This is a genomic window from Phytoactinopolyspora halotolerans, from assembly GCF_010550675.1.
GTDB lineage: Bacteria > Actinomycetota > Actinomycetes > Jiangellales > Jiangellaceae > Phytoactinopolyspora > Phytoactinopolyspora halotolerans.
Window position 1 is genome coordinate 152,402 of record NZ_JAAGOA010000012.1, and the last position, 11,670, is coordinate 164,071.

Annotated in this window: 14 protein-coding genes; 8 read left to right on the forward strand and 6 right to left on the reverse strand. The window is 70.7% G+C overall.

What is annotated here, in order from left to right:
* Positions 1-264: an MrpF/PhaF family protein gene (locus G1H10_RS17700; protein WP_163740186.1), complete on the forward strand. Its 264-nt coding sequence runs from the start codon at positions 1-3 to the stop codon at positions 262-264.
* A complete protein-coding gene (mnhG, locus tag G1H10_RS17705; protein ID WP_163740189.1) occupies positions 261-632 on the forward strand; it encodes a monovalent cation/H(+) antiporter subunit G in 372 nt (123 codons plus the stop codon). The genes G1H10_RS17700 and mnhG overlap by 4 nt, the downstream gene beginning before the upstream one ends.
* A 65-nt stretch (positions 633-697) precedes the next feature.
* Here the strand turns inward: mnhG and G1H10_RS17710 are convergent, their stop codons facing one another.
* The 6 genes from G1H10_RS17710 to ccsA are packed head-to-tail and all read right to left on the reverse strand — an operon-like array spanning position 698 to position 5,780.
* Positions 698-1,114 (reverse strand): cupredoxin domain-containing protein, encoded by a 417-nt coding sequence (locus G1H10_RS17710; RefSeq protein WP_163740190.1) that lies wholly within the window; start codon positions 1,112-1,114, stop codon positions 698-700.
* The gene (locus G1H10_RS17715; protein WP_163740192.1) at positions 1,111-2,013 is read right to left on the reverse strand and encodes a cytochrome c-type biogenesis protein CcmH; all 903 of its coding nucleotides are present in this window, start codon (positions 2,011-2,013) and stop codon (positions 1,111-1,113) included. Before G1H10_RS17715 ends, G1H10_RS17710 begins: the two co-directional genes overlap by 4 nt.
* Positions 2,013-2,540 carry a TlpA family protein disulfide reductase gene (locus tag G1H10_RS17720; protein WP_163740194.1) on the reverse strand — a complete coding sequence of 176 codons (528 nt, stop codon included), beginning with the start codon at positions 2,538-2,540 and terminating at the stop codon, positions 2,013-2,015. Before G1H10_RS17720 ends, G1H10_RS17715 begins: the two co-directional genes overlap by 1 nt.
* Positions 2,537-4,549 (reverse strand): heme lyase CcmF/NrfE family subunit, encoded by a 2,013-nt coding sequence (locus tag G1H10_RS17725; RefSeq protein WP_163740196.1) that lies wholly within the window; start codon positions 4,547-4,549, stop codon positions 2,537-2,539. The genes G1H10_RS17720 and G1H10_RS17725 overlap by 4 nt, the downstream gene beginning before the upstream one ends.
* On the reverse strand, positions 4,546-4,941 hold the full coding sequence (locus tag G1H10_RS17730; protein ID WP_163740198.1) for a cytochrome c maturation protein CcmE: 396 nt from the start codon (positions 4,939-4,941) through the stop codon (positions 4,546-4,548). The genes G1H10_RS17725 and G1H10_RS17730 overlap by 4 nt, the downstream gene beginning before the upstream one ends.
* Positions 4,938-5,780, reverse strand: a complete 843-nt coding sequence (ccsA, locus tag G1H10_RS17735) for a cytochrome c biogenesis protein CcsA (RefSeq protein ID WP_281354291.1) — start codon at positions 5,778-5,780, stop codon at positions 4,938-4,940. The genes G1H10_RS17730 and ccsA overlap by 4 nt, the downstream gene beginning before the upstream one ends.
* A 246-nt stretch (positions 5,781-6,026) precedes the next feature.
* Here ccsA and coxB point away from each other — a divergent pair, with 246 nt between their 5' ends.
* Genes coxB through G1H10_RS17765 form a run of 6 tightly spaced genes read left to right on the forward strand, consistent with a single transcriptional unit; the run spans position 6,027 to position 11,669 of the window.
* On the forward strand, positions 6,027-7,082 hold the full coding sequence (gene coxB, locus G1H10_RS17740) for a cytochrome c oxidase subunit II (RefSeq protein ID WP_216853386.1): 1,056 nt from the start codon (positions 6,027-6,029) through the stop codon (positions 7,080-7,082).
* Positions 7,079-9,043, forward strand: coding sequence for a cytochrome c oxidase subunit I (ctaD, locus tag G1H10_RS17745; RefSeq protein ID WP_163740202.1), 1,965 nt, complete (start codon positions 7,079-7,081; stop codon positions 9,041-9,043). The genes coxB and ctaD overlap by 4 nt, the downstream gene beginning before the upstream one ends.
* Positions 9,040-9,669, forward strand: a complete 630-nt coding sequence (locus tag G1H10_RS17750; protein ID WP_163740204.1) for a cytochrome c oxidase subunit 3 — start codon at positions 9,040-9,042, stop codon at positions 9,667-9,669. The genes ctaD and G1H10_RS17750 overlap by 4 nt, the downstream gene beginning before the upstream one ends.
* A gap of 11 nt (positions 9,670-9,680) precedes the next feature.
* The gene (locus G1H10_RS17755) at positions 9,681-10,124 is read left to right on the forward strand and encodes a hypothetical protein (protein ID WP_163740205.1); all 444 of its coding nucleotides are present in this window, start codon (positions 9,681-9,683) and stop codon (positions 10,122-10,124) included.
* The gene (locus G1H10_RS17760) at positions 10,115-11,122 is read left to right on the forward strand and encodes a cytochrome c oxidase assembly protein (protein ID WP_163740207.1); all 1,008 of its coding nucleotides are present in this window, start codon (positions 10,115-10,117) and stop codon (positions 11,120-11,122) included. Before G1H10_RS17755 ends, G1H10_RS17760 begins: the two co-directional genes overlap by 10 nt.
* Positions 11,109-11,669 (forward strand): c-type cytochrome, encoded by a 561-nt coding sequence (locus G1H10_RS17765; RefSeq protein ID WP_163740209.1) that lies wholly within the window; start codon positions 11,109-11,111, stop codon positions 11,667-11,669. Before G1H10_RS17760 ends, G1H10_RS17765 begins: the two co-directional genes overlap by 14 nt.
* Position 11,670: the final 1 nt, after the last annotated feature.

Below are 11,670 nucleotides of genomic sequence, written 5' to 3' on the forward strand. Positions count from 1 at the left end.
ATGGCCGTGGTCTTCGTCATCACCGGCACGTTGCTGATGATCGCCGCGCTGCTCACGCTGGTCCGGATGGTCGCGGGCCCGACCACGTGGGACCGGGTGGTGGCGCTGGACGGATTCGTCTTCGTGACGGTGGGTGGCATCGCCGTGCTGGATGCGGTGCGCGGCGAGGGGTCAGCGATCATGTTGCTGGTCGTGGTCTCTCTGCTCGGCTTCGTCGGCAGCCTGATGGCGGTCCGGCTCTGGGGTGAGGAGGAGCGGCCATGACCGTCGCGGAGATCCTCGCGTCTGTCTTCCTGCTCAGCGGGGCGTTGCTGTCCGCCTTCGGGGCGCTCGGGCTGGTACGCATGCCGGACGTCGGCGGCCGGCTGCAGGCGGCGACCAAACTCCAGGTTCCCGGGCTGCTACTGATCCTGGCCGGTGTCGGGGTGCTCCTCGCCGGAAGCGCGGAGGTGTACCAGCTGGTGATCGTGGCGCTCTTCCAACTCGTCACCGCGCCGGTGATCGCGCAGCTGGTGGGACGCGCCAGCTACCGGTCCGGCGACATCCGCGCCGATCTGATGGTGGTGGACGACCTGAAGCAGCACCGGGTCACGGGACGAGGGGAGGCGTCACCCGAGGAGGAATCCGACTAGCCCGTCTCCCCGGGCGCGCTCTGACGTCGAGCAGGGCACACGCGCCATTCCTGCACCCATGCGACTCATTCCGCGACGTCGAGGGTGCCGTGCATCCCGTTCTCGTGGTGCCCCGGCACCGAGCAGTCCAGCACCAGCTGTTCCCCGGCCGCGGCTTCGATCACCAACGTCTCCCGGCCACCCGGCTCGATCATGGGGGTGCGCCACGTTCCCTGCTCTCCCTCGACGACGAGGTCGTGCACGGTGCCGCCCGCGTTGGTGACCACCAGCTCCACCTCACCCGGTCGCGCGATCGCACCACCGGTGTGGATCGACCACTCGGTCAGCCCGATCCGGATATCCGAGCTGGGTGTGCTGCTCTGTTGGCTGGGCGCGGCGGGTGCCTCGTCCTGGGCGGCCCCGCACCCCGATCCGGTCCATCCCGCCAGTACGCAGACCAGCACCGCCACCACCAGCCGTCCCGGCCGTCCCAGCCGTCTCATCCGCGCTCATCTCCGTTCACCATCGATTCGGCCTGGTCCGCGGCGGGATGGTCCGGAGCGACCTCCAGGAAGCGCCGCAGTAGCTCGTCACCGGCCGGGTCGCCCTGCTGATGCCGGATGGTGCCGAGGAGCAACAGTCCCTCGGCATGCTCCGGAGCCACGTCCAGCAGCCGCTCCAGCAGCGGCTCCGCGTCCGCCTGCCGGTCGGCCCGCGCCAGCGAGAACGCCGTCAGATACAGCGCGGACGGATTCCGCGGCTCGAGCCGGGTGGCGGCCTGCAAGTGCTCGGCGGCCTCGACGTGCCGTCCGCTGTCGCCTAGGGCACGGCCCAACGCGAGCCTCAACTCGACATCACCCGGTGTCTCCTCGACCGCCCGTCCCAGTGCGCCGACGGGATCCGCCACCGGTGCCGCGGCGGCCGCCCGGTCGGCCCCCCACTGATCGTGCTCGAAGGCGAACCACGCCCCGACGACGATCGTGCACGCCGCCCCGCCGGCCAACCACCTCGCCGGACGCCCGCCACCACGCGCCCGGACCACCAGCCAGGCCGTGGCCGGTGCCACCACGAGCGGAAGCAACCAGAGCGCCAGACCGATCCCGTGCTGCGGCGGCTGGAGCAGGACCTGCTGGCCGTAGCGTTCGACGAACCATGCCCGGATCTCGTCGGGGCTCTCTCCCGCGGCCAGTTTCTCTTCCACGGTGGTCCGCATACTGGTGGCCATCGGTGCGGTCGAGTCGGCCACGCTCTCCGCCGTGCAGGTCGGGCAGCGCAACGTCGTGGCGACGGAACGGACGTCGTCCGCGGGCGTCGTCCGCTGCGCCGCCGCGGCAGACCAGAGTCCGAACACCGCGAAGGCGATCGCGGCCAGCATTCCAGCCCAGGCAAGCCACCGCCGCATCACGACGACACCAACCCGTCGAGCGTCTCGTTCAGCCACTCTCTCGTCACCGGACCCTTGTGCCGGGCGAGCACCTTCCCGTCCGCGTCGACGACGAACGTCTCCGGCAGCCCGACGACGCCCCAATCCACCGCAATGTGACCGTCGCCGTCGAACACGTTGCGGTAACCGTCGGCGCCCCACTCCTCAGCGGCCCGCTGGGCGTTCCCACGCTCGTCCTGGCTGTTCACGCCGAGCACGGCGAGTTGGTCGTCGGGGTAGCGCCGCTCCGCCTCGAGCAGCACGTCCACCTCCTGCTCGCAGGGAGGGCACCAGGACGCCCAGAAATTGACCAGGACCACATCCGCGGTGACTTCCGTCAAGTCCAAGGGCTCGCCGTCGAGGCCTTCACCGCGCAGCGTCGGTGCCGTCTCGCCGGAGGCGGCGTTGGTCGGCTCGTTGACCGCGGCTACCACGTATCCGGCGACCGCCAGCACGGCGACCAGCACGGCCACGGGGATGAAGGTGCGCCACCCGCCCGCGGTCATCGGGACAGCTCCTGGACCACGGCCTGTTCCGGCGCCTGTTCCGGTGTCTTCTCCGGCGCCCTCTCCGGCGTCTTCTCCGGCCGCGGAGCTCTCTCCCCCTGCGACGCCGGCACCGCCGGCCGGCTTCCGCGCCGCCTGGGTCCCGGCATCGCGGCGATCACGCCGCCGGCGGCGATGACCGCCGCACCGACCCACAGCCACACCAGCATGGGCGTCACGGTCAGCCGGAGGGTGGCCGTCCCACGCTCCGGGTCGACCTCCAGCACAGCGACCTGGAGATCCTGACCGATGCCGGAGACGTTGGCCGGTGCGGCGGTGACGGTGGACTGGCCCGGAAAGAGGCGCAGCTCTGGTTCCACCGTCGCCACCGGCTCTCCACCGTCGGAGAGCAGCACCCGGGCCGACGCCCGGGCTCCACCCTCGCCGTCGGCGAAGCTGCCGACCCCGAGCAGCGTGGCGGAGGCCGACCCGGAGGTCACCGACTCGCCGGCTGCGACGGTCGTCTGCTGACTAGAGCCGTTCCCGCTCGCGACGATCGCCAGGGCGGTCAAGGCCACACCCGCGTGGGCGATGAACGCACCGATCCGCCGTCGGCTCGCCGAGGCCCCGACCTCCTGCGCAAGGCTCACGACGACGAAGACGGCGACGCCGGCCGTCATCGGTATCAAAACGCCCTCCGCGCCGCTCACGCCCGCCAGACCGATCGCCGGCAACGCCGCTGCGGCCGGCCAGCGAAACCGGGGCGCGACTCCCCCGACGCTGTCGCGCCCCCAGCTGGTGAGCGGGCCCACCGCCATGAGCAGCAGGAGGGCGAGGGCCGGCGGCCCGGTGGTGAGGTTGAACCACGGCGCACCGATGGAGAGCCGGTCGCCGCTGATCAATTCAGTGATGACCGGCGCGACCGTGCCCGCGAAGATGACCGCCGTGATCAGCGCGAGGAGGGCCATCTGGCCGTACAACGCGCTCTCCCGGGAGAGCAGGCCCGACACCGCCTCCGCGTCGGCGCCCAGCCGGTTCCGGCGCGCGGCGAGCAGGGCCACCCACCCCACGGACGCGACCACGAACACCATCAGCAGCGGCACGCCGAGCGGCGAGTCACTGAAGCTGTGCACGCTGAGCAGCGCACCGGACCGGGTCAGCAACGTTCCCAGGATGACCAGCAGGAAGGCCGCACCGGCCAGGGTGACCGCACCCGCCGCCCATCCCCTGGTGTGCCTCGGCACCCGCAGCAGGTGGAGCAACGCCGTCGCCAGCAGCCACGGCATGAGCGAGACGTTCTCTACCGGGTCCCACGCCCAGTATCCGCCCCAGCCGAGCACGGCGTAGGACCACCACGCGCCCAGGGCCACCCCGGCCGTCAGGAAGATCCACGCGGCCAGGGTCCACGGCCGGACCGCGCGCGCCCAGCGGCCATCCACCCGGCCACCGGTCAGCGCCCCGACGGCCAGCGCGAACGGCACCGCCAGCCCGGCGAACCCGGCGTACAGCATGGGCGGGTGGATCCCCATCGCCGGGTGGTCTCGGAGCAGTGGGTTCGGCCCCGGACCGTCGTCCGGCACAGCGTCCACCGCGTCGAACGGCGCCATCCCGAACTGGGTCAGCACCGCGAAGACGCCGACCAACCCGGTCAGCACGGCCATCGCCACGGCATGCGGCACCGCACCGGCCGACCGTCCCCACCGCCCCACGGCGACCGTGAACGTCGAGAGCACGAGCAGCCATAGGATCAGCGATCCGCCCGCGCCCGCCCAGAGTGCGGTCACCGCGTAGTAGACAGGGAGGTCGCTGCGGCCGGTCTCGGCCACGAACGCGACGCTCACATCGTTGCTCAGCAGCGCCCATTCCATCAGCAGCACCGCCGCCAATGCCGCCAGCCACGCCCCCGCGGTGCACCACCGCGCCGTGCGCCGGGCCACCGACCGTCGTGACACCCGCACCCACATGCCGGCGGCGACGACCCCGAAGAACCCGGCAGCCGTCAGCGCCGCCGTCCCCAGCGCTGGGGTCATGACTCGCTCTCGGCCGGACGGTACTCGTTCGAGTGCCGGAGCAGCACGGTGTCGGCGTGGAAGACGCCATCGCCCGCCAGCCGTCCTTCGACGACCGCCCCCTCACCCGGCTGGATCGAGGCCGGCAGCCGGCCCTCATACTCCACCGTCACGTCGACGGCACCGTCAGTGAGCAGCAACGACGACGCGTAGTCGGACCGGTCGACCGAGCCGTCCACCACCAGCCCGGACAACCGCATCCGTTCGTCGCCCGGTTCCACCCCCGCGATCTCGCTCGGCGTGCGGTAGTACACCGTACTCTCGTCGGCGAACCGAGCACCGAGCACGGCGAGGGCCACCACGACGACGCCGAGCACGGCGATCGCCGACGTCCGGCGGGTGCGCCGGCTCATGGCGCCTCGACGGCCGCCGCAGCGTGCAGGGCCGCATTGCGGCGCCGGATCACCCAGGCGGACACCAGCATGACCGCCGTCACGGCGGCCGCCAGGGCGACGGCCATCATGGTGTCGATCGGCGGGCTGGTGCTCGGTCCGAGGATGGTCGGCGGTTGGTGCAACGTCCGCCACCACAACACGGAGAAATGCACGATCGGGACCATCACGAATCCGCCGATGCCCGCGATCGCGGCCCAGCGCGCGCCCCGGTGAGCGTCGGAGGCGGCCTGCCGCAGCGACAACTGTCCGACGTAGACCAACAGCAGCCCGGCCGTGCTGACCAGCCGGGCATCCCACGTCCACCAGGTTCCCCACGTCACCTGCCCCCAGATCCCGCCGGTCACCAGGGTCAGCGCCGTGAGCACCACGCCCACCTCGGCGCACGCACGCGAGCCGAGATCCCAGCGGTGGTGCCTGGTGTGCAGGTAGGCGAGGCCGCAGAACAGCACGGCGGCGAAGCACAGGTAGGCGGTCCAGGCCACGGGCACGTGGATGTACATGAGCCGCTGCGCGTCGCCTTGCACCCGATCCTGCGGTGCCGCGAAGGCCAGTACGACAGCCAACGCGACCGCAGCGGCTGGGACGAGGGTCCACCGGTCGGGCCGATGCCGAGGGGCGAATCGGCGCCAAGAGTCACGCCGAGGGGCCAGTTCGCGTCGGGAATCGAACTCGTGCCCAGGATCGAACCCGCGCCCAGGATCGAGCCTGCGCCCAGGATCGAACCGAACCCGATGCCGGCCCCGGCGGTCAGGATGGGCGCGCTCCGTGGGTCGACGGTCTGTCGTCCGCAGGGCCATCGATCGGCACCTCCGTCAGCTCGAGAATTGCGACCGACCGGCGCCGGACCGTCCGGCCCCGGGCACCGCTGGGGCAGCCCCTACCCGTTGACCGGCAAAGCATGCACCGGCGCACAGGCGCGATGCGCGACGGCTTCTCTATGGGTTGTTTGTCTCCGCCACGACGGGGTACGTCCGGCGCAAGGGCCGGCCAGTGGTCCGGCTCTGTAACAGCGGACCCGAGGCGGCGAGGGAGGGCGCTGACGCGTGGTGGCGCGGCAGCACGGGAGGACACGCATCCAGCGACGGCCAGGTGGCGATGACGAGCCGCCTCGGCCGTCGTTCGTCCGGCTCGTCGTCACGGCAGCCTGTGCGCTCACCATCGCGGCCTGCGACTCCTCGGCACCGTCGACGCTGTCGCCGGCAGGTCCGGCGGCTCGCCAGATCACCGGGTTGTGGTGGCTGCTGTTCTGGATCTCGGCGGTCGTCTCCGTGGTCGTCTTCGTGCTGCTCGGCCGGGCCGTGCTGCGCGGACGGCGCGCCGGGGAGCGGGTGAACACGCGCTCCGGTAACCGCTTCGTCCTGATCATGGGCGTCGCCCTGCCGGTGCTCGTGCTTGCCGGCGTCTACGTCGTCGGATTGCGCGACATGCGCGCCCTGCAGCACGACGGCGAGCCAGCCGCCTACACCGTCGAGGTAGTCGGCCACAAGTGGTGGTGGGAGGTGCGTTATCCCGACGACGGCGCGGTCACCGCCAACGAGATCCACATCCCGGCGGGCGAGCCGGTCGATCTGGAGCTCACCACCGAGGACGTCAACCACAGCCTCTGGGTGCCGGAGCTGGCGCCGAAGGTGGATCTCATCGCCGGGCGTACCAACACGCTGCGGCTGGAGGCCGACGAACCCGGCGAATACCGCGGGCAGTGCGCCGAGTTCTGCGGCCTGCAGCACGCGAACATGGCGTTCATCGTCGTCGCGCATCCGCCCGAGGAGTTCCGCTCCTGGCTGGCCAACGAGAGCGAGCCGGCCCCGGAGCCCGACACCCAGCCGGCCGCGGAAGGGCTCGAGGTGCTCGAGAGCAGTTCCTGCGCGACCTGCCACACCGTGCGCGGCACCGAGGCGGGCGGCACGCTCGGGCCCGACCTGACCCACCTCGCCGGCCGTCGCTATCTCGGCGCCGGCGCGGTACCGAACAACCCCGGGCACCTTGCCGGATGGATCTCGGACGCGCAATCCATCAAACCCGGGAACGAGATGCCGCCGCAGCCACTTCCGTCCGAGGACCTGCAGGCGTTGCTCGCCTACCTGGAGACATTGGAGTGACGGTGAAGCCGGACACCACAACGGCCGCGAGCGCCCCGCGTGCGGCGGATGATGCCGTCGGCGAACGGCTGTCCGAGACCTGGCCGGAGGAACACGGACTGTGGGCCTGGTTCACCACGGTCGATCACAAGAAGATCGGCCGCCGCTATATGGTCACCGCCGCCGCGTACTTCGTCCTCGCCGGTGTCGCCGCGCTGGTGATGCGCACCCAGCTGGCCGGGCCGAACGGGGACGTCGTCGACCCGGAGCTGTTCGACCAGCTGTTCTCGCTGCACGGCACGGCGATGATCTTCCTGTTCGCCACGCCGATGCTGTTCGGGTTCGGGAACTTCCTGGTGCCGCTGATGCTGGGCACCCGGGACATGGCTTTTCCGCGGCTGAACGCGTTCGGGTACTGGGTGTTCGCGGCCGCCGGTATCCTCATGTTCGGCAGCCTGCTGTTCGAGGCGGCACCGAACGCCGGCTGGTTCGCCTACGTGCCGCTCTCCGGCTCGGACCATTCCCCCGGCTACAACCTCGACGTGTACACGCTGGGACTGCTCTTCCTCGGGGTATCGACGACGGCCGGCGCCATCAACTTCATCGTCACGGCGCTGAAGCTGCGGGCACCGGGGATGAGCCTGAACCGGGTGCCGGTGTTCGTGTGGGCGATCGTCGTCACCTCGTTCATGGTCATCTTCGCTCTACCGCCGCTGAACGTGGCGAACGCGATGTTGTTCCTGGATCGCCGGTTCGGCACCAACTTCTTCGATACCGCGGAAGGCGGCGACGCCGTCCTGTGGCAGCACCTGTTCTGGCTCTTCGGGCACCCGGACGTGTACATCATCGTGCTCCCAGCGCTCGGGATCGTCTCCGCGATCGTGCCGACGTTCTCCCGGCGCGCCATCGCCGCCTACCCGCTGATCGTGCTGGCGACGGTGGCGACGGGGATCATCAGCTTCGGCGTGTGGGTGCACCACATGTTCGCCGTCGGCCTCCCCGACCTCTCGCTCACCTTCTTCTCCGCCGCCAGCCTGATCATCACCGTCCCGGCCGGCATCCAGGTCTTCTGCTGGCTGGGCACCATGCTGATGGGTCGCCTGGTGCTCAACGTGGCGATGCTGTGGGTGCTCGGGTTCATCGTGCTGTTCGTGCTCGGCGGCGTCACCGGGGTGATGTTCGCCATCGTCCCGTTCGACCAGCAGACCACCGACTCCTACTTCGTGGTCGCGCATTTCCATTACGTGCTCTTCGGCGGAGCGGTGTTCCCGATCATCGCCGGGCTGTTCTACTGGTGGCCCAAGTTCACCGGACGGATGACCAGCCGCCGTGGTGGACTGTGGTCGTTCTGGCTCACGTTCGCCGGGTTCAACCTGGCGTTCTTCCCGATGCATATCTCCGGGCTGCTCGGCATGCCGCGGCGGATCTACGTCTATCCAGGTGACACCGGATGGACCGTGTGGAACCTGTTGTCCACGCTCGGCGCATATCTGCTGACCGTCGGGTTGCTCGTCACGCTCGGCACCCTCGTGCACAGCCTGCGCCGCGGTGAGCGGGCCACCGACGATCCGTGGGGCGGGGAGACGCTGGAGTGGGCCGCCACGTCGCCGCCGAAGGTGTACAACCTGCCGGTCATTCCCACGGCACACAGCCTCACGCCGATGTGGGACGAGCGCAGCCTCGCCTCGTTCACCGATGGGATCGCCGACGACGAACGTGTGCTGGCGCACCAGCACGCCGTGCTGCGTACCTCCGAACTGGACGGCCGGCTGGAACATCCGCCGCTGGAGATGCCCGAGGACTCCCCATTGCCGCTCGTGGTGGCGGCGTCGCTGTTCGCCGGCACACTCGCGCTGCTGCTCGGCTGGTACGAGGGCACGCTGGTGCTCCTCGTCGCCGTCGCGGCGCTCTGCTGGTGGCTGTGGCCGCACCGCTCGCCGATTCCGGAGGACGGCGCCGACGGAGGAGGTGGTCAAACGTGAATGCGGTGGACATGCGGAGCGTCAGCCGGGCCACCGAGCCGGAGGCGCTGGCCACCGAACGGCCACGGGGCCGCACTCCGGCGTGGTGGGGCATGGTGCTGCTGATCACCACCGAGGTGGTCCTGTTCGCTGTCCTGCTGGCGAGCTACTTCTTCGTGCAGTTCACTACCGAGGGGCCGTGGCCGCCCGGCGGGATCCGAACGCCCGAGCTGCGCCTGCCGCTGATCATGACCGTGCTTCTGCTGTCCAGCAGCGCCCCGATGGCGTGGGCGGACCGGGCCATCCGGCGCGGGTACCAGGGCCAGCTGGCCGCCGGGCTGGCGCTGGCCTTGCTGCTCGGCGCCGCCTTCCTGACCCTGCAGGGCATCGAGTACGACACCAAACTGGCCGAGTTCACCTGGACGTCGTACGCGTACGGCTCCCTGTTCTACGCCATCACCGGATTCCACGGTTTCCACGTGGCGGCCGGCCTGTTCATGATCGGATTCACGCTCGTGGGCACCCTGCGTGGACGGTACACCTACGAGCGGCACGAACGGGTCCGGCAGGTGGCCTTCTACTGGCACGCCATCGACGGGCTGTGGATCTTGATCCTTTCGTCGCTCTACCTGAGCCCGCACGTGTGAGGAGCCAGCGCATGCCTGCGCCTCGATCATCGCAGCGCCGGCTCCCGGCCGGCGCCCGCCGGCTCGGTGCCGGATTGATGTGGTTCGCCGTGCTGGGCGGCATCACCGCCTGGGCGATCCACCTCGTGCTGGCCTGGGGAACCGTCGAGCTCGCCTGCACGCGTGCCGAAACCGGCCCGGGTGGCGAGGTCACCGTCCTGGGCATGTCGCTGCGTGGGTTCGTCGCCGCGGTCGCGACGGCCATCCCGCTTGCAGTCGCGATCGCCTCACTGATCGCGTCGTGGCGGTTCCGATCGCGCCAGCTCGCCGGTGAGCATCGCGAGACGGCGGGCGACGAGCCGCGGCTGGATCGCGCGGTGCTCATGGTCCAGCTGGGCCTCGGCCTGAATGTCTTCTCCGTCCTGATGATCGCCTTCGGCGGTCTGGCCGTCCTGTGGTTCTCGCCATGCACATGACGGTCCTCGCCCACGCCACCACCGAGCAGCCCGCTTGGTGGAACACCGCGGCGACCGCCGGCGGCCTCGGCGCGTTCGTCGCCGCGTACGCGGGCGGACTGCGCGTACTCGGGCGGCGAGGACGCTCTGAGAAACTGGTCCCGGAGCACGCGTCGGAACAGGCCCCGGGTCAGGCCCCGAACCAGGTTTCGGATCCGGCCCCAGATCAGGCCGCGGAGCATGCGTCGGCGCTGTGGCGCGGCGTCGAACGCCACGGCCACCTGCGCGTACTCGCCTTCGCCGCCGCGCTCGCGGCACTCGCCGTCGCGCTGCTGTCGCCGCTGGAGACGGCGGCCGAGACCTACTTCTCCGCGCACATGGTCCAGCACATGCTGCTGATCGCGGTGGCGGCACCACTGCTGGCGGTGGGAGCGCCGGGACTGCCGCTGCTGCTGTCCCTGCCGCCCCGGCTGCGGCGCGCGGTGGGCGGCCGATTGGTCCGCTGGCGACGCCGTCCGCCCGGCCGCGCGTTCGCCCACGCGCTCGCCCACCCCGTGACCGCATGGTTCCTGCACATCGGCGTGCTGTGGGCCTGGCACATGCCGGCCGCATACGATGCCACGCTGCACTCCGAGGCGGTCCATGTCATCGAGCACCTGAGCTTCGTGCTGACCAGCTGGCTGCTCTGGTGGCATGTGGCGACCCCGGGTCGCGCACGTATGCGCGGACCGGTGGCCGCGATGTACCTGTTCACCGTCTTGCTACCGAGCGCGGCCCTGGGTGCGGTGCTGACGCTGGCACCCGCACCCCTGTATGCCGAACAAGCAGCGCGGACCGAGCACGCCGGTGCCGACGCCCTGGCCGACCAGCAGCTGGCGGGCCTGGTGATGTGGGTGCCCGCCGATGTGCTCTACCTGCTGGCGATCGTGGGGCTGGTCTTCGCCTGGGTTTCCGGCCACCGGACTGCTACCCCGTTGACGGCGACCCCGCCGGAGGTGATCCACGATGCTTCGCCATAGCGACCGCAGCCGGACCGGAGGGCTTGGCCGGCTACGAGCGGATGGCCGGCTAGGAGCGGAAGGCCGGCTAGGAGCGGAAGGCCGGCTAGGAGCGGAAGGCCGGCTAGGAGCGGAAGGCCGGCTAGGAGCGGATAGCCGGTTACGAGCGCGTGGCCGGCTAGGAGCGCGTGTCCCGTTCGCCGCACCGCTGGCGCTGTGCGCCGCGGCCGCGCTCGCCCTCGGCGGCTGTGCGGACGACGACACCGAGTCGCCCGCTCGGGTGCCCGGCGGCGATCCGGACCGTGGCCGGGAGCTCGCGGCGGAGTACGGATGTGCATCGTGTCACGTCATTCCTGGTGTCGACGGTGCCGACGGCACGGTCGGCCCGCCGCTGACCGACTTCGGCTTGCGCAGTTACGTCGCGGGCGTGTTGCCGAACAGCGGAGAGAACCTGCAGCGCTGGATCCGCGACCCGCAAGACGTCATCCCCGGGAACGCGATGCCGGACATGGGCGTGACCGCCGAGGACGCGCGTGACCTTGCCGCCTACCTGCTGACGTTGAGATGAG